The 17,343-nt window shown below is 71.7% G+C and carries 16 protein-coding genes and 1 tRNA gene; 9 read left to right on the plus strand and 8 right to left on the minus strand.

Annotated elements, in window-relative coordinates; all coding sequences use genetic code 11:
• Positions 1-3: 3 nt before the first annotated feature.
• The gene (locus QNO26_RS05060) at positions 4-858 is read right to left on the minus strand and encodes a helix-turn-helix transcriptional regulator (protein ID WP_374679325.1); all 855 of its coding nucleotides are present in this window, start codon (positions 856-858) and stop codon (positions 4-6) included.
• Positions 859-1,038: 180 nt separating this feature from the next.
• Here QNO26_RS05060 and QNO26_RS05065 point away from each other — a divergent pair, with 180 nt between their 5' ends.
• Together QNO26_RS05065 and QNO26_RS05070 are read left to right on the plus strand one after the other, a co-directional pair.
• Positions 1,039-1,389, plus strand: a complete 351-nt coding sequence (locus tag QNO26_RS05065) for a DUF485 domain-containing protein (protein WP_257525653.1) — start codon at positions 1,039-1,041, stop codon at positions 1,387-1,389.
• The gene (locus QNO26_RS05070) at positions 1,386-3,002 is read left to right on the plus strand and encodes a monocarboxylic acid transporter (RefSeq protein WP_257525652.1); all 1,617 of its coding nucleotides are present in this window, start codon (positions 1,386-1,388) and stop codon (positions 3,000-3,002) included. Before QNO26_RS05065 ends, QNO26_RS05070 begins: the two co-directional genes overlap by 4 nt.
• 77 nt (positions 3,003-3,079) lie before the next feature.
• Here QNO26_RS05070 and QNO26_RS05075 read toward each other — a convergent pair whose 3' ends face one another.
• The gene (locus QNO26_RS05075; RefSeq protein ID WP_257525649.1) at positions 3,080-3,724 is read right to left on the minus strand and encodes a methylated-DNA--[protein]-cysteine S-methyltransferase; all 645 of its coding nucleotides are present in this window, start codon (positions 3,722-3,724) and stop codon (positions 3,080-3,082) included.
• Between the two features lie 227 nt (positions 3,725-3,951).
• Here QNO26_RS05075 and QNO26_RS05080 point away from each other — a divergent pair, with 227 nt between their 5' ends.
• Together QNO26_RS05080 and QNO26_RS05085 are read left to right on the plus strand one after the other, a co-directional pair.
• Positions 3,952-7,629 carry a DEAD/DEAH box helicase gene (locus QNO26_RS05080; RefSeq protein WP_374679329.1) on the plus strand — a complete coding sequence of 1,226 codons (3,678 nt, stop codon included), beginning with the start codon at positions 3,952-3,954 and terminating at the stop codon, positions 7,627-7,629.
• A complete protein-coding gene (locus QNO26_RS05085; RefSeq protein WP_257525647.1) occupies positions 7,616-7,816 on the plus strand; it encodes a hypothetical protein in 201 nt (66 codons plus the stop codon). Before QNO26_RS05080 ends, QNO26_RS05085 begins: the two co-directional genes overlap by 14 nt.
• A 32-nt stretch (positions 7,817-7,848) precedes the next feature.
• Here QNO26_RS05085 and mscL read toward each other — a convergent pair whose 3' ends face one another.
• From mscL to QNO26_RS05100, 3 genes are read right to left on the minus strand one after another with little or no spacing between them, the layout of a single operon-like run.
• A complete protein-coding gene (mscL, locus tag QNO26_RS05090) occupies positions 7,849-8,268 on the minus strand; it encodes a large conductance mechanosensitive channel protein MscL (protein ID WP_257525836.1) in 420 nt (139 codons plus the stop codon).
• Between the two features lie 32 nt (positions 8,269-8,300).
• The gene (locus QNO26_RS05095; RefSeq protein ID WP_257525646.1) at positions 8,301-8,609 is read right to left on the minus strand and encodes an FmdB family zinc ribbon protein; all 309 of its coding nucleotides are present in this window, start codon (positions 8,607-8,609) and stop codon (positions 8,301-8,303) included.
• Between the two features lie 22 nt (positions 8,610-8,631).
• Positions 8,632-9,228, minus strand: coding sequence for a 5-formyltetrahydrofolate cyclo-ligase (locus QNO26_RS05100; protein ID WP_257525645.1), 597 nt, complete (start codon positions 9,226-9,228; stop codon positions 8,632-8,634).
• Between the two features lie 66 nt (positions 9,229-9,294).
• On the opposite strand from QNO26_RS05100, the gene galU reads away from it, so the two are divergent.
• The 5 genes from galU to QNO26_RS05125 all read left to right on the plus strand — a co-directional run bounded on the left by galU (position 9,295) and on the right by QNO26_RS05125 (position 14,435).
• On the plus strand, positions 9,295-10,179 hold the full coding sequence (gene galU / locus QNO26_RS05105; protein WP_257525643.1) for a UTP--glucose-1-phosphate uridylyltransferase GalU: 885 nt from the start codon (positions 9,295-9,297) through the stop codon (positions 10,177-10,179).
• A gap of 21 nt (positions 10,180-10,200) precedes the next feature.
• Entirely contained in the window at positions 10,201-10,827 is a 627-nt protein-coding gene (locus tag QNO26_RS05110) for a GNAT family N-acetyltransferase (RefSeq protein ID WP_257525641.1), read from the plus strand.
• An 85-nt stretch (positions 10,828-10,912) separates the two neighbouring features.
• On the plus strand, positions 10,913-11,995 hold the full coding sequence (locus QNO26_RS05115) for a SepX/GlpR family protein (protein ID WP_257525639.1): 1,083 nt from the start codon (positions 10,913-10,915) through the stop codon (positions 11,993-11,995).
• 110 nt (positions 11,996-12,105) lie between these two features.
• Positions 12,106-12,178: transfer RNA gene (locus QNO26_RS05120), tRNA-Ala, on the plus strand.
• 142 nt (positions 12,179-12,320) lie between these two features.
• A complete protein-coding gene (locus tag QNO26_RS05125; RefSeq protein ID WP_257525637.1) occupies positions 12,321-14,435 on the plus strand; it encodes a beta-galactosidase in 2,115 nt (704 codons plus the stop codon).
• Between the two features lie 412 nt (positions 14,436-14,847).
• On the opposite strand, the gene QNO26_RS05130 is transcribed toward QNO26_RS05125, so the two are convergent.
• The 3 genes from QNO26_RS05130 to QNO26_RS05140 form a co-directional block, all read right to left on the minus strand.
• Positions 14,848-15,588, minus strand: coding sequence for a VIT1/CCC1 transporter family protein (locus tag QNO26_RS05130; protein ID WP_257525636.1), 741 nt, complete (start codon positions 15,586-15,588; stop codon positions 14,848-14,850).
• Between the two features lie 104 nt (positions 15,589-15,692).
• On the minus strand, positions 15,693-16,766 hold the full coding sequence (locus tag QNO26_RS05135; protein WP_257525635.1) for a Glu/Leu/Phe/Val dehydrogenase family protein: 1,074 nt from the start codon (positions 16,764-16,766) through the stop codon (positions 15,693-15,695).
• A gap of 112 nt (positions 16,767-16,878) precedes the next feature.
• On the minus strand, positions 16,879-17,322 hold the full coding sequence (locus QNO26_RS05140; protein ID WP_257525633.1) for a pyridoxamine 5'-phosphate oxidase family protein: 444 nt from the start codon (positions 17,320-17,322) through the stop codon (positions 16,879-16,881).
• Positions 17,323-17,343 lie beyond the last annotated feature (21 nt).

Raw genomic sequence — 17,343 nt, forward strand, 5'->3', positions numbered from 1 at the left:
GGATCAGGGTAGAATTCCGGCCCGCCTCGCGCGCATTACGGCGGCGTGCCGAGTGGAGGCGTCGAGTTTGGCCATGGCCGAGGCGAGATAGGACTTCACCGTCCCCTCTTTCAGCCCCAGCGAGCCGGCGATCTCGGCATTCGTCGCCCCGAGAGCGCAGCAGGCCAGCACGTCGATTTCACGGCGGGAGAGAGCGGCATCCACTTTCTCGGATGGCGATGAATCGGCCGAAAGCGTGGCCAGGCGCTGCTCGATCCGGGCGAGGCGTTCGCGGATGGCGGGGTCGCCGACGGCGGCGGCGATGCTGCGAAGCTCCGCGTAGCTCTCACGCAGCTCCTCCCGCGCGGCGGTGGGCATCGTGGCGGTGGACTCCGGGGGAGGGATCAGCGCGACCCGGCGGCGCACCTCATCCCGCACGCGCAGCTCGACCGCGAGCGACTGCGCGGCCGCGAAAACCGGCTTGGACACCGCGTCGCCCACCGACGCGCGCTGCCATGACCCGCAGTAGATGACGCCCCGCGCTTTGGCAGCGACCATGATCGGCACGGCCAGCAGGGTGGAAATGCCCTCGCCCAGGATCGCCCGGTCGTAGTCATGGGTGATGCTGCGGCTGGTGCGGTAATCCGGGGCGAGCCGCGGCCGGCCCTCGACCAGCGACGCGCCGCCGAGCCCTCGGCCGGCGAGGACGACGAGACCCTCGATGCTGCGGGTGCGCGCGCCGGCGATGGCGCTGACGTGCACCGCGCCGGCGTGCTCCAGGCCCGCGAACACGACAGGAAACCCGGCGTGCCGGGAGAGGTCTCCCACTGCCCGCGCGACCAGTTGATCGTCTGTATCGAAACCCGTTTGTGCCACCACGCACTACCTACTTCCGGGGGTGACGGCACCGTCGCCGCCTTCGTAGCGTCGACGATATCACGCGGCCGCGGGGCGCTTCCCGGGCTTTTCGGGCGCTGTGACACCCCTCGCGAGGGGTGCCCCGCACTGAGGCGGTGGTGCACCCGAGCGGACAGAACGAGTGGCAAGGAGGCCGCACAGATGACCGCACCACACAACGAGACCGCCCCGCCGGGCGTGATCGATTACATCGCGGTGGAAGAATCACCGCAATTTCGCAACCTCAAGCGCAGCCAGCGGAGTTTCGTCTTTCCGTTGGCCATCGCGTTCCTGCTCTGGTATTTCCTGTACGTGCTGCTGTCGTCGTTCGCGGCGGACTTCATGGCACAGCGCGTCACGGGAGACATCACGGTCGGCCTGCTCCTGGGGCTCGGGCAGTTCGTGACGACCTTCGCGATCACCATGACCTACGTCTGGTACGCGAATCGCAAGCTGGACCCGCAAGCCCAGGCGATCCGTGAGCAGCTGGAGAAGCAGGAGGCGGGAGCATGAACGAGATCTTCGGCGCGATCGATGCCGCGGTGGACACCGTGGAGAACAACCCCATCCTCAACATCTCCATCTTCGGCGCCTTCGTCGCGGTGACGCTCTTCATCGTCATCCGGGCGAGCCGCAACAACAAGACCGCGGCGGACTACTATGCGGCGGGCCGCTCGTTCACGGGACCGCAGAACGGGTTCGCGATCTCGGGCGACTATCTGTCGGCGGCATCCTTCCTCGGTATCTGCGGCGCCATCGCCATCAACGGCTACGACGGCTTCCTCTACTCCATCGGGTTCCTGGTGGCGTGGCTGGTCGCTCTGCTGCTCGTGGCCGAACTCATGCGCAACACCGGCAAGTTCACGATGGCCGATGTTCTGTCGTTCCGTCTGAAGCAGGCTCCGGTGCGCATGGCCGCGGCCATCACGACCCTCGCGGTGTGCTTCTTCTACCTGCTGGCGCAGATGGCCGGCGCCGGCGGTCTCGTGTCGCTGCTGCTGGGCATCGACGACAGGATCGGGCAGTCGATCGTGGTCGCCGTCGTCGGCCTGCTGATGATCCTCTACGTGCTCATCGGCGGCATGAAGGGCACCACGTGGGTGCAGATCGTCAAGGCGTTCCTGCTCATCGGCGGCGCACTGGGCATGACGATCTGGGTGCTCGCGCTCTACGGCTTCAACTTCAACTCGCTGCTCGAGGCGGCCGTGGCGGCCTCGCCGGCGGGTGAGGGCGTACTCGGCCCTGGCCTGCAGTACGGCGCCAACCCGTGGGACTTCATCTCCCTCGCCCTGGCCCTGGTGCTCGGCACGGCGGGTCTGCCGCACGTGCTGATGCGCTTCTACACGGTGCCGACCGCCAAGGAGGCGCGTCGCTCGGTGGTCTGGGCCATTTGGCTGATCGGCCTGTTCTACCTGCTCACGCTCGTGCTGGGCTACGGTGCCGGCGCGCTGGTCACGCCCGAGGTCATCGCGGCCGCTCCCGGTGGCGTGAACTCCGCAGCGCCGCTGCTGGCGCTGGAGCTCGGCGGGCCGATCCTGCTCGGGTTCATCTCGGCCGTGGCGTTCGCGACGATCCTCGCCGTCGTCGCCGGACTCACCATCACCGCGGCAGCGTCGTTCGCCCACGACATCTACGCCAACGTGGTGAAGAAGGGCAAGGTCGCACCCGACGCCGAGGTCAAGGTCGCGCGGCGCACGGTGGTCGTCATCGGTGTGCTGTCGATCCTCGGCGGCATCGGTGTGCAGGGTCAGAACGTGGCGTTCCTCGTGGCGCTGGCCTTCGCGGTCGCCGCCTCGGCGAACCTGCCGACCATCCTGTACTCGCTGTTCTGGCGCAAGTTCACCACGCGCGGCGCGGTGTGGAGCATGTACGGGGGCCTCGCTGCCGCCGTCATCCTCATCTTCCTGTCCCCGGTCTTCTGGGGCACGGAGACGAGCGTGTTCAAGGACACCGGTGCGGCGATCTGGCCCCTGAACAACCCGGGCATCGTGTCGATCCCGCTCGGGTTCTTCCTCGGTTGGCTCGGAACGGTCACCTCCCGCAAGCGGGAGGACCCGAAGCTCGCGGCCGAGATGGATGTGCGTTCGCTGACCGGCTTCGGAGCGGAGAAGGCGACGAACCACTGAGGTGAGTGGGCCGGGCGCTCCGCGTCGGGCCGGCGGCCCCGGGCATCGCGCCCGGGGCCGCTCATCGTGCGGGCGGCCTACACGCCCGCAGCCTTGCGGGGACCGTCGCCTGCGGCTGCGCTCGGGGCGGCGTCGGCTGCGGCACGCTCGCCCGCGTCGCCCGCGACGGCACCCTCCGCCGCGTCGCCCGCGACGGCACCCTCCGCCGCGTCGCCGGCGACGGCGCGGGCCTCGAGGTCGAGCAGAAGCCGCTTGGCGTGAGGATGCCCGCCGTACTCACCGATCGATCCGTCCGCCCGCACGACACGGTGCGCGGGGATCACGATGGAGATCGGCGTGCGTGCGCATGCGCTGCCCACCGCGCGATGTGCGCGGGGGTGGCCCGCTGCAACCGCCACGTCCCCATAGGAGGTGGTCTCGCCGTAGGGGATCTCGCAAACCGTCTGCAGTGTGGTGCGGGTGAAGCCGTGCACCAGGCGCCAGTCGATGGCGAGGTCGAAGGAGCGGCGGATGCCGGCGAAGTACCCCTCGAGCGCCGCCGTCACCGCGGCGGTGGCGGCCGGATCGTGCTCGGGCACGGCGCCGAGCTCGATGGTGAGCGCGGCGAGGTGATCGCCGGCGGGGGTATCGAGGATGTGGAGGGCGACGAGGCCCTCATCGCTCACCACGACGAGGGCCTCGCCGATCGGTGTCGGGTGCACCGAGTACGCGGTCGGGGTCATGCGCCCATCCTGGTCGTCCCGCTGCGTCCACGGGAGCAGGAGAGGAGATCAGTGGAGGGACACGGTCGAATCCGAGCCTGTGGAGGAGGCGATGGGCGCGCCATGGCGGGCAATACCGCGAAACTCGGGCCCGCGTGCGGGCTGACGGGTGGCAGCCGCTTAGTCTGGCTCGTGTGTGGCGAGGAGAGGGCAATGCGACGGTCGATGCCGCGGCAGCGGATCGTGCCGTGTCGGTCGCGCCCGGCGAGCTGGGGGTGGCGGAGCCCGGAGTCGCCGTGACGCACGTCGCAGAAGGTGAGCGTGCCCGCCTGCGCCGCGAAGCGGCGGAACTCGGCGGACGATCGAGCCTGCTGCACTACGTCGACGCGGGCGACGCCGGAATCGAGATCACCAAGGCGCATCCCGGCAGCCTGCCGCAGTTCATCACCGGCCGCTCCACGCTGCTGTCCAACCTCTTCCGCGACGAAGTCGCGCTGCGCGGTGCGCGTCTGGCCGCCGAGCGCATCACCTCCCGCGACGTGGAGCTGCGCACCGCGCGCGGCCTCGACACGGTGAACCTGGCGGTGGGCCTCGCGACCTGGCGACTGGGCGGGCTGGCCTGCTCGGCGCCTGTGCTGCTGCGACCGCTGGCGATCCGCCGCCACCACTCCGACTTCGAACTGAAGCTGCACGGATCGTTCACGATCAACCCCGAGCTGGTGCGCGCGGCCCGCGCCCACTTCGGCATCGAGCTCGACGGGCGGGCGCTGGCTGCGCTGGCCCACGACGGCGGCGTGTTCAAGCCGCAGCCGGTCATCGACCACCTGCGCGCGCTGACCGCGCGCATCCCCACCTTCACGGTGCAGCCGCGTCTGGTCGTGTCGACGTTCGCCGACGTCGGCTCGGCCATGGAAGCCGACCTCATCCACCTCGACCACCCGGTGCTGAACGCGCTCGCCGGTCACGCCGCCGACCGCGAGCAGGTCTCGGCGGTGCGGCCTCTGCCCAAGACCCTCGGCGCCGACGAGCGCTCGCCGGCGGCCGACACCCTGCTGCTGGACGCCGACGCCGAGCAGGAGGGCGTGCTCGCCCGCATCGCCGCCGGCCAGTCGCTCGTCGTGCACACCCTGCCCGGCACCGGCGGCACCCAGACCGTGATCAACGCCGTCGGCGCCCTCGTGCAGGAAGGCAAGCGCGTGCTCGTCGTGAGCGCGCGTCGCTCCACGCTCGAGGGCGTGCGCCACCGCCTCGCGGGGATCGGCCTGCCCGGACTCGCGGTCTCGCCGCGTCAACTGCACCGCGACCTCGTCCGCGCGATCGCTCGCAACGAGAAGGCGGAGCAGCCCAAGGTCGCCGACATCGACGACGCACTGGTGCGGCTGCGCAGCGTGCTGCGCGACTACCGCGGAGCACTCACCACGCGGCATCCCACCATCGGCGTCTCGCCGCTGGAAGCCCTGCGCACGCTCACCACGCTCGCCGCACGCACCCCGCAGCCGTCCACGAGCGCACGACTGGATCTCACGACGCTCGTGCGCCTGTCGACCCGCCGCGCCGAGGCGGCCGTCATGCTCTCGACCGCCGCACGGCTGGGGGAGTTCCGCTTCGGGCCCGACGACTCGCCCTGGTACGGCGTGAGCTTCGCCACGACCGACGAGGCGCGCAAGGCCCACGCGCTCAGCTCGCGGCTCCAGCGCACCGATGTGCCGCAGCTGCTCGAGCGCGGCTACGAGCTCATCGGCCAGACGCGCATGCGTCCGTTCCAGACGGTTGCGGAGCTCGGCGGCTACCTGCGGCTGCTGCAGGGCATCCGGGACTCCCTCGACCGCTTCAGTCTCACCGTGTTCGAACGGCCGCTCGCCGAGCTCATCCAGGCACACGGGCCGCGCCGCGACGCCCCCGAGATGAGCGGGCCGCAGCGCCGACGGCTGAAGGGCCTCTCGCGCGAGTACGTGCGCCCCGGCATGCACGTCACCGACATGCACGCGGGTCTCGTGCGCGTGCAGCAGCAGCGCGCGGAGTGGCAGCGCTACGTGGAGCCGGGCGTGCTGCCGGAGGTGCCTCTGGGCCTCGCCGACGTGCACGCCGCCTGGCAGCGCGTGGATGCCGACCTCACCGCGCTCGACGCGGTGCTCGGCCGCAGCGCGACCGCCTCGCTCACCCACCTGCCCATCCCGCAGCTGCTGCGCACGCTGGCGGGTCTCGCCGCCAAGTCGGACGTCTTCGACAACCTGGTCGAGCGCGCCACCCTGCGCACCCAGCTGGCCGAACTCGGGCTGGAGCCGCTGCTGGCCGAGCTGTCGGTGCGGCACGTCCCCGAGGCGGAGGTGGGCGCCGAGCTCGAGTTCGCCTGGTGGCAGTCGGCGCTGGAGTACCTGCTGCGCACCGACCGTGCCCTGCTGGGAGCCAACACCAACGTCGTCGACCGTCTCGAGCGCGATTTCCGTCTGGTCGACGAGGCCCATGCCGCCGCGTCCGGCCCTCTGCTGGCGGCTCAGCTCGCCACCCGCTGGAAGATCGCGATCGTCGACGAGCCTGTCGAGGCCACCTCCCTCAAGCAGGCGCTGCGCGAGGGCTCGGCATCCGCCGAAGAACTCGTCGGTTATGCGCCCACACTGATGCGCGCGCTCGCCCCGGTGTGGCTGGCCTCGCCGTACGAGGTGCCGCAGATCCCCGACCGTCCCGAATTCGACGTCGTGATCGTGGCGGATGCCGCCGCTCTCAGCCTCGCCGAGGCCGCCCCCGCGCTGCGACGCGCCCGCCAGGTCGTCGTACTGGGCGACCCGGTCACCCAGAAGCCCACCCCGTTCCGCGTGTCGGCGGCCCTGCCCGGCACCGTGCCCGACGATGAGGCGCCGGTCGACACCGACGAGCCGAGCCTGTTCGAGCGCCTGGCCGACCTGCTGCCGGTCGAGACGCTGACCCGCAGCTACCGCGCCGGCGGCGAGGACCTCGCCGAGCTCGTCAACGACGCGTTCTACGGCGGCGAGATCATCTCCCTGCCGTGGGCCGGCTCCTACCTCGGCCGCGGCAGCCTGGGCGTGGACTACGTCGAAGGCGGCGTCGGCGCGCCCGACCCGATCACCGGCGCGGTCGAGAGCCCCGACGCGGAGGTGGCCCGCGTGGTCACACTCGTCGTCGAGCACGCCGTCAACCGCGGCAGCGAATCGCTGATGGTCGTCACCGCCAGCACCCGCCACGCCGAGCGCGTGCGCGCCGCCGTGGAGGCCGCGTTCGCGGGCCGCTCCGACGTCGCCGACTTCCTCTCCCGCGACACCGCCGAACCCTTCGCCGTGCTGACGCTCGAGGAGTCGGTCGCGGAGAGCCGCGACCGTGTCATCTTCTCCCTCGGGTTCGGTCTCACCCGCCATGGACGCGTGCTCAGCGACTTCGGCGACCTGTCCACTCCCGACGGCGAGCGGCTGCTGACGGTGGGCATGACCCGCGCCCGCCGCTCCATGGTGATCGTGTCGTCGATCCGCCCCTCCGCGTTCGACGACGGACGCCTGGAGTACGGGGCCGCGACGCTCATGTCGATCCTCGGCGGCATCGCCGCCCGCTCCCGCGACGCGCGGCTGGAGGACCTCGCCGACCCGCTGACCCTCGCGCTGGCGCGCGAGCTGCGCAGCCTCGGCGTGTCCGTCGACGTGGACTACCGTGGCCTGCTGCCGCTGGTCGCCCAGTACCGTGGCAAGGCCGTGGTCGCGGAGAGCGACCCCGAGGCGATGGGCGAGTCGCTGCGCGAGTCGCTGCGGCTCCGGCCGCTCATCCTGCGCCGCCTGGGGTGGCATTACGTGCGCGTGCACGCGTTCGACCTCTACAGCGACCCCGCCGGGGTCGCGGCGCGCATCGCCGGCATCCTCGGCGTGCAGCCCCATACGCCGACCGCCGACACCCCGACCCAGCCCTTCGATGCCTTCGAATGACCGTCAGCGCGTCGAGCGGGTCCCCGGGGCGCGGCGCGCGAAGCTGACGCCGGCGCCCGGGACCAGTCCCGAGCCGGTGCCCGCAGACGCCGACGACCCGGATGCCGCGCCTCCCGCACCTGGCGGGGCTGCGGCACCCGGGCCGAACGACGAACGCCTCAAGCGCGACGTCCCGCCGCACTGGTGAGTTGAGAGGCTGTTTCTTCGTGCCGCCCTCGACTATGGCCGGTTCGCGCTGTTCTTCTCGAGCAGGTCGCGGATCTGCACCAGGATCTCCTGCTCGGTGGGCAGCTTCTCCTCTTCCTGCTCGCTGATGCCGGCCTTGCGCGCCTGGCGCTCCTTCCAGCGGTTCATCGGCACGACGAACACGAAGTAGACGACGAGCGCGACGGCGAAGAAGCTGATGACCGCGCTGATGAGGTCGCCGATGGGGAACGTCACCGCTTGGCCGTAGAGGCCGTAGACAGTTGGGCCGGCGATGCCGGCCTCGTTCTCCTGGTAGAACAGAGCGACGATCGGCGTGATGATGCTGCTGACGACTGCGTTCACCAGAGCGGTGAACGCGCCGCCGATCACGACCGCGACGGCCAGATCGATGACGTTGCCGCGCAGGATGAAATCTTTGAAGCCCTGGATCACGAGGACTCCCTTCGTCTCGCCGGCAGTGCCGGTCACGAACCCGCCGCGGCGGGGGAGGCGGATGCCCCTGCAGACGATGATGACGAAGAAGAGGTCGTCGCGGTAGATGAGGAGCTGGCGGCGGCATCTTTCTTGCCACCGCTCGTGCCGCCGCCGGCGGCGCCGGCACGCGAATCGGTGCGGTAGAAGCCGGATCCGTTGAAGGTGACGCCGATCTGTCCGTACTCCTTGCGCAGCACGCCGCCGCACTCGGGGCACTCAGTCAGCGACGGCTCTGCGAAGGACTGGACGGCGTCGAAGCGGTGGCTGCACTGCTTGCAGGCATAGGCGTAGGTAGGCATGGTGTTCCTCGGGTGTGGGGGATCAGCGCCGCGCGGGCGACAGGACGATCGTCTGGGTGGGGGTCACGACGCCGGTCACCGGCTGGTCGTGCACATCGCGCGGGACTTCGTCGATGAACTCCGCGTCGAAGACGACCGCGTAGACCGGCGGGCAGCGCTCCATCGAGCCGAGCGTCTTGTCGAAATAGCCTCGGCCCCATCCCAGCCGCATGCCCGACCGGTCCACGGCGGCGGCGGGGATCACGAGCAGGTCGACGTCGCCCACCGCGATCGGGCCGAGCAGCTCGCCGACGGGTTCGGGCAGGCCGAACAGGCCGTCGGTGACGTCGCCGTCGGGGGTGGCCACCGACCAGTCGAGCAGGCCGTCGGTGCGGGTGACCGGCAAGAGCACCCGGATGCCGCGGGCGATGGCCGCGTTGAGGAACGACCGCGTTCCCGGCTCGGTGGGGGTGGAGAGGAAGCAGGACATGGAGCGCGCGCCGGTGGCGTCCACGAGGGCGTCGAGCTGCACGCGGATGCCTTCTTCGGCTTCCTGGCGCGCCTGGTCGCTCAACTGCTGGCGGCGCTCGCGCAACTCTGCGCGCAGGGCCCGTTTGGCGTCGTCGATGCCATCTGACATGAAGTCGATTGTAGGCGTCCGCAGCGTCATCCCTGGCGCATTCCGCCTCCCCACTACACTGTCGGCATGCCCCAGCCCTTCAAAGCTGTCATTCCTGCTGCCGGACTCGGCACCCGTTTCCTCCCCGCCACCAAGGCGATGCCGAAGGAAATGCTGCCCGTCGTCGACAAGCCCGCGATCCAATACGTCGTCGAAGAGGCGACCCACGCCGGCATCCAGGATGTGCTGATCATCATCGGCCGCAACAAGAACAACATCGCCAACCACTTCGACCAGATGCCGGAGCTCGAAGAGCGTCTGCGCGCCAAGGGCGACATGGAGAAGCTGAAGAAGGTGGAGCAGTCCACCGATCTGGCCGACATCCACATGGTGCGCCAGGGTGACCCCAAGGGACTGGGTCACGCGGTGCTGCGCGCCCGCAGCCACGTCGGCGACCACCCGTTCGCGGTGCTGCTGGGCGACGACCTCATCGACGAGCGGGACCCGCTGCTGACGCGCATGATGGAGGAGCACGAGCGCACCGGCGCCGCCATCGTCGCCCTCATGGAGGTGGAGCCCTCGCAGGTGCACCTGTACGGTGTGGCCGCGGTGGAGCCCACCGACGATGACGACGTCGTGCGCGTGACGGGACTCGTCGAGAAGCCCGACGCCGCCGACGCGCCCTCGAACTACGCCGTCATCGGCCGGTACGTCCTGGCGCCGAGCGTGTTCGAGATCCTGGAGCGCACCGAGCCCGGCAAGGGAGGCGAGATCCAGCTCACCGACGCGCTGCAGGAGCTCGCCGCCGACCCCGACGGTCCCGGCGTGCGCGGCGTGGTGTTCCGGGGTCGTCGCTACGACACCGGCGATAGGGTGGACTACATCAAGGCCATCGTGCAGCTGGCCACCGACCGCGATGATCTGGGGCCGGAGCTGCGTCCCTGGCTGAAGGACTTCGCGGCGAAACTCTGACGCCGGCACCGAGGGGGTTGCGTGGAACTGTCGCCCCGCGAACACGGGCCCATCTCCATCAGGTTGGTGCGCTCGCGCGATGCGCGCGTGCTGCAGCAGGAGCTGCTGAGCAACCGTGAGTGGCTGCGGCCCTGGGAGGCGACCAGCCCCGACGGCCCGACCTCGTTCGACATGCGCCTGGGCGTGCGCCGCCTGCTGCAGCAGTACCGCGACGGCGCAGGCGTGCCGCTTGTCATGGAGTACGAGGGCGAGATCGCCGGCCAGCTGAACGTGTGGGGGATCGCGCGCGGGTCGCTCTCGTCGGCGACCATCGGGTACTGGGTCAGCCGGCGGTTCGCCGGCCGGGACATCACGCCGACGTCGGTCGCCCTGGCGACGGACCTGAGCTTCGGCGAACTCGGGCTCCACCGCATGGAGATCTGCATCCGCCCGGAGAACCGGGCGAGCCTGCGGGTCGTGGAGAAGCTCGGATTTCGGTACGAAGGTCTGCGCCGACGGTTCATCCACATCGACGGGGACTGGCGCGACCACTACGCGTTCGCGCTGGTGCGCGAAGAGGTGCCGGAGGGTGTGCTGCGGCGCTGGGTGAACGGCGCAGCCCCGCAGGATGCCGCGGCGATTCCGCCGTCCGACCGCCTTCCCGCCTGAAACTTTCACCTTCTGGTCGAAGGTCAGACTGCGACACGCGCAGAAGAGCGCGTGCGGACGGCCCTGATCGCATACCGTGGTCGGCATGGGTGGGCAGGTATTGGGTGGAGGCGTGATCGTCGCCGTCGCCGTCGCGCTCTGGCTGATCTACCTGCTGCCGTCCTGGTACAGCCGCTACCAGTACGAGGCCGCGGAGCGCAACGCACTGCGGATGAACCGCGCACTGCGCGTGCTCGCCGAGACCAGCGAGGCGCCGGAGGAGATGCGGCTGGAACTCAACGCGCGCACCGCCCTGGCGCAGCAGCGGCTGGCCCGCCAGGCCCTCGCCGAACGGGAGCAGGCGTCGCTGCAGACCGCCCGCGCCGAGCTGGTCGTGGCCAAGGAACGATCCCGCGCCGAGGTGGAGGCCGCCAAGGAGCGCGCCCGCGTCGAGGCGGAGGTCGCCCGCGCCGAAGCCGAGGCCGCCAAGGAGCGAGCCCGCGCCGACGCAGAGTACGCCCGTGCCGAGGCCGTCGTCGCGAGGGAGCGCGCCCGCGCCCACGCCGCAGCAGCCCAGGAACGTGCCCGCGCCGAAGCGGCCGCCGCCCGTGCGCTGCCCGCCGCCCGTCGCGCCCGCGCGCGTCGCCGCGCCCGTCTCGTCACGAGCGTCCTCGCCCTCGCCGGCATCGTCATGGCCGGGTGGGGTGGGCTGGTGCTCGCCGTCACCGGAACGACCACGCTGCTCGCCATCGGTGCCACGACCACCGTTGCCTGCGCGCTGCTGCTCGTGCGCATGGCGCGGGTCGGCGCCCGCGCCGGCATGCGGGCAGGCGTGCGGACCGTCGTCGCGTCCGAGCCGTCCCTCGCCGCCGTCGCCACTTCGCTGCAGGACGTGTCACTCGCGGACGAGCGCGCCTGGATGCCGCGTGAGCTGCCGCGCCCGCTCACGGCATCCGCCGGCTCACGTGCCGCCGCGGCCCTGGACGCGGCAGCGGCCCAGGACGCACTGCGCCAGGCGGCGCTGGAGGAGGCCATGCGCGAGCGCGCCGAACGCGCCGCCCCGCCCTCGATCACCGCGGCACGTGCGGCACGCACGACGCAGGCGCCGTTCGCCGGTCGGGCTGCAGACGACGCCGAGATCGAAGCCCACGTGCGCGACCTGCTGACCCGTCGCGCGTCGGGGCAGTAACGCCCGACTGCTCATCGTCGCGACTCTGCCGGACGGCGGGAACGCTGTCGCTCAGGCCGTTCGCGGTTCCGGACCGGTCTCGTGATCGTGATAGTGTTGCTGAGGTTCATGGGCCTGTGGCGCAGTTGGTAGCGCGCTTCGTTCGCAATGAAGAGGTCAGGGGTTCGAATCCCCTCAGGTCCACCGAAGAAGCCCCGAGATCACAGCGATCTCGGGGCTTCCGCTTTCCGCCGCGGCATGCGCAAGCGGTCGGGCGCGGCGTTTTGGTGGAGGGCACGAGGCCGGGGACACTGGAAGATGCTCCAGAAAGGTCGTCGTACCCGACATGACTCACATCCGCGTCTGCGCCCCCGCTCCCGCTGAGATCACCGATCTCGGCTCCGGCAACGTCACCGTCACCCGTCGCTGGGTCGCGGTCGACGGCGAGCCGGTCTTCCCGCTGACCGGCGAGGTGCACTTCTCCCGCCTGCCCCGCGCGCAGTGGGACGACACGCTGCGCCGCGTGCGCGCCGCAGGCATCACCCACGTCGCCTCGTACGTGCTGTGGAACCACCACGAGCCCACCCGCGGCGAGGTGTCGTTCGACGACGGCCTCGACCTCGGCGCGTTCCTCCGCGCCGCGCGCAGCCACGGCCTCGAGATCGTGCTGCGCATCGGCCCCTACGCCCACGCCGAGACCCGCCACGGCGGCCTGCCCGACTGGATCGCCGAGTCCGGCATGGCGGTGCGCACCGACGACCCGGCCTACCTCGCCGAGGTTGAGCGGTGGTACACCCTCATCGAGGAGCAGGTGCGCGGCATCCCCCTGTTCGCCGTGCAGGTCGACAACGAGCTGTACGACCAGCCGCAGCACCTGAGTACCCTCCGCACCATCGCCGAGCGGGTCGGGTTCGCCGCGCCGCTCTGGGTCGCCACGGGCTGGGGCGCCGCCGACCTGCCCGACGACGTGCTGCCGGTGTTCGGCGGCTATTCCGACTCGTTCTGGATCGAAGCCTCCGATGTGCGGGACCTGCGCAGCGAGAGCAATTTCTACCCATCGGCACGCCGCGACGACGACGGCATCGGCGCCGACCACCGCACCGGCGAGCCCGGCGAGGCGCGCGACTACGACCTGCCGTTCGCGACGTGCGAGATCGGCGCGGGCATGGTGGCCGCCTATCACCGGCGCCCGATCGTGACCGCCGACGACATCGACGCGCTCACCCTCGCCAAGCTCGCCTCGGGCAGCGTCTGGCAGGGCTATTACATGTTCTCCGACGGCCGCAACCCGCGCGCCGGGCTGCAGGAGGCCCACGCCACCGGCGAGCCGAACGACTTCACCGACATCTCGTACGACTTCGGCGCCCCGCTGACCGTCGACGGGATGCCACGCGAGAGCTGGCGCCGCCTGCGCCGCCAGCACCTGCTGCTGCACCGGTGGGGTGCGCAACTGGCCGACATGCCCGCGAGCTTCCCCGACGACGCGCCCGCCGTGCCCGACACCGCGGGCCTGCGCTGGTCGGTGCGCTCCGACGGGACCGCAGGCTTCGTGTTCGTCATCAACCACCAGCCGGGGGTCACCCTGCCCGCGCACGACGACGTCGCGTTCACCGTGACGACGGATGCCGGCGACGTGACCTTCCCGCCCGTGCACATCCCGTCGGACAGCGCCTTCCTGTGGCCGTTCGGCGTGCGCGTCGGCGGCGTCGTGCTCGACTGGGCGACCGGACAGCCGCTCACCGAGGTGATCTGGCGGGACGCGCCGCTGCTCGTCCTGAGCGAGACGGCCGGCATCCCGGTGCGCTGGCAGACGGACGCCGACACGCGCGAGGTGGCGTTCGACGGACCCGGCGCGCTCTTCGAACTCGTGCGCGACGGCGGCATCGGCGCCCGCGTGCTGGTGCTTTCGGAGGCCGACGGATTGCGTTTCGGGCTGAGCGGCGGCGTGCCCGTGCTCGCCGACGGTGTCGTGGCCGACGACCGGGTCGAACTGTTCGCCGCCGGCGACGTGCTGCGCCTCGGCGCGACCGGGTGGGAGAAGGCCGGCGAGGGTGCCCCCGCCGTGAGCGAGGCGACCGTCACGACGGTGCGCGCGGCCGGCACACCGCCCGAGCGGCACGCGGCCCCGAACGGGCGCGCCTCGATCCCGACCGACTGGAGCGGTGCCGCGCAGGTGGCCCTGGACCTCCCCGACGACCCCGACGGCACGCTGGTCATCGAGTGGGAGGGCGACGTCGCGCGTGCCTGGCTGGGCGAGCGGCTGCTGTCCGATGCGATCTACCGTGGCGAGCCGTGGCGGATCGGCCCGCACGAGCGGCGCGGCGCGCAGCGCATCGCGGTGGAGATCCTGCCCCCGCACCCCGAGGCCCACGTGCTCATCGGGCACGGGCGCGTGCCGACCCGCACCGAGGTGCGCGCGGCTCGGCTCGAGACGCCCGCGACGGTGCTGCTGCCGCGCTGACGCGCGCTGCCGATCCGGGCGCCGGGACCGCGCGCGTGCGGACGCGCTGCGTCTGCTGCGCGGCCGGCGCGCACAACGTCGCTGATTCGTGAGTTCCCGACGGTATCGCGCCCTCAACCGGTGGTTCCGGGAGACATCGGCGACGTTGTGCACGCACTCGAACGGTGCCGGTGCGGTGGGGACTGCGACTCCGGCTGGGTGGCGGGTGGCGGGTGGCGCACGGCCGCGCGGCGACACGGCCGGACCGCGCGGCTCCGCGGGGCAGGCGTGCGCAACGTCGCGGAACCGCGTGCGTGTGAACGGATATCGGCCCGGAGCCGGGGGTGGCGACGCGGAACCGCGACGTTGTGCACGCGGCGCGGAGCGGGTCGGCGCTGGCCCGCGGCACGCGCAGCGGTGCCCGTGATCGGCGCTAGACGACGCCGGTGGTGTCCAACAGCAGGCCTACCGCCCACGTGGCGCCGAGCGCCAGCGCACCGCCCAGCACCGTGCGGGTCATCGCCCGCAGCGCCGGCGCCCCACTGATGCGGGCGGCGACGGCACCGGTGATCGCCAGGGCGATCAGCACGGTGACGAAGGTCACCGGCACCCGCCACGCGGCCGGCGGCAGCAGGATCGCCGCCATCGGCAGGATCGACCCCACCACGAACGCGATGCCCGAGGTGAACGCCGCCGCCCACGGGCTCACGACCCCCTCGCGGCTGATCGCGAACTCCGCCTCGAGATGTGAGCCGAGGGCATCGTGCTCGGTGAGCTCGCGGGCGACCTGCCTGGCCGTCGGCTCCGACAGGCCACGGTCGCGGTAGACGGCGGTGAGCTGGTCCAGCTCGTCGTCGGGGGTATCGCGCAGCTCCCGCTTCTCGCGTTCGATCAGCGCCCGCTCGGTGTCGCTCTGACTGCTCACCGAGACGTACTCGCCGACGGCCATCGAGATGGCCCCGCCGATGAGGGCCGCCGCGCCCGCGGTGATGACGTGCGACGACTGGGCGTTCGCACCGGCGACGCCGACGACGACGGCCGCGACCGACACGATGCCGTCGTTCGCCCCGAGCACGCCCGCACGCAGCCGGTTCAGCCGCGAGGCGAGAGCGCTGCCGCCGCTCTGAGCGCCGCCGCTCTGAGCGCCGCCGCCGCTCGGATCCGATGAGCTCATGGGGCACACCCTGGCACGAGCGGCGACGCCGAGGAAGACCCCGCGTCCTCAGCTCAGTGCCGGCTCGTGCCGACCGACGACGCCGAGGAGCGACCCCTGCGCCTTCAGGTCAGTGCGGCCTCGCGCCGACCCGCGGCCAGGCGCTGGGCGGCGAGATCCTCGGCGGCGGCCAGCGGCGTGACGCCGCGGGCGTCGGCATCCTCGAAGATGTGCCGCAGCGTGTCGCCGATCTGCGAGACCCGCTCGAAGATCTCCGCCCGGCTGCCGGTGTGCTTCGCCGCCATGTCGAGGTAGATGACGCCGCCCGCGTTCACGACGAAGTCCGGGGTGTACAGGATGCCGCGCGCGGCGAGCCGCTCAGCACCCTCGTGCGCGGCGAGCGGGTTGTTGGCGGGGCCGCAGACGGCCGCGGCGTCGAGCGCGTCGATGACGTCGTCGGTGAGCAGACCGCCGATGCCGGCAGGCACGAAGACGTCGGCAGGGACGCGGTGCTCGGTGCCGGGCTCGACCCAGGCAGCGCCCAGCTCGGCAGCGAGGTGGCGCTTGGCAGGATTGACGTCGGTGACCGTGAGGCGGGCGCCCTCGGCGGACAGACGCACCGCCAGTCGGCTGCCGACCTGGCCGAGGCCCGAGACGGTGATGCGGCGGCCCGCGACGTCGGGGGAGCCGGTGACCCGCTCGAGCGTGGCCCGCAGCGACTCGTAGACGCCGAGACTCGTGGGGCCGGCCGGCTCGCCTGATCCGCCGACGGCGTCGGGCAGTCCGACGACGTGCTCGGTGCGCTCCGAGACGATGAGCATGTCGGCGGTCGTCGAGCCGACGTCTTCGGCGGTGCGGTAGCCGCCGTCGAGCGACTCCACCGCGTCGCCGAGGTCGAGGAAGGCCGCGCGCCGCTGGTCGGGCGCGAGCACGGTGCCGGGTCGCAGGCCGATCACGGCCTTGCCCCCGCCGGCGTCGAGGCCGGCTGCGGCGTTCTTCAGCGTCATCGCGGCGGACAGCCGCAGCGCGTCGCCGAGGGCGTCGCTCCAGTGCGGGTAGGTCCACAGCCGGGCACCGCCGAGGGCGGGGCCGAGAACGGACGAGTGCAGGGCGACCGCGAGGAACAGGCCACTGCGCCGCCCCGTGATCACCTCCACCCGCTCGTGGGTGACATCGGGCAGGGGCAGGGTGGTGCTCATGGCGTTCCTCTTCCGGCGGGCCTCGTGGGCTGCACTCCGGGAACCGCGGCGTTGCGGCATCCCGCCCCCCATTGTGCCCCACCGCGCCCGGGGGGACGAGGGGCGGCGGCGATCACTTGCCCCAGGCGACCACCCGCGTCGGTGTGAACTCCACCCGCGTGGTGAAGGTCTGCCCGAACTGGTCCAGCGGCATGCCGTACGCCGCGATCGCCGCGCGATACTTCTCCTCGTACGGCTCCCGGTGCTGCTGCAGCCACGCCGAGGCGCCGTTCGGCTCGAGGCGCACGTCGCCGTGCAGCACGACGATGTCATCGCCGAACGCCCCGCCGGAGTCGAGGTGCAGCACGGCCTGCGACCCGCGCTCCAGGTGTCGCACCTTGAGGGTGTCGGGTTCGCTGAGGATCGTGATCACCCCGTCATGCCACAAGAACCACACGGGGGCCGGATGCGGCCGTCCCTCACGGGAGGTCGTCACCAGCCAGGCGATGAGATCGGTGCCCAGACGCGTGCGCGCCATCGCGTGGGCCGGATTGTCGACGTCGAACAGATCAGCCATGGGCCGACTCTAGGCTAGGGC

The sequence above is a fragment of the Microbacterium sp. zg-Y1090 genome (assembly GCF_030246945.1).
In the GTDB taxonomy this organism is placed as follows: Bacteria; Actinomycetota; Actinomycetes; order Actinomycetales; family Microbacteriaceae; genus Microbacterium; species Microbacterium wangruii.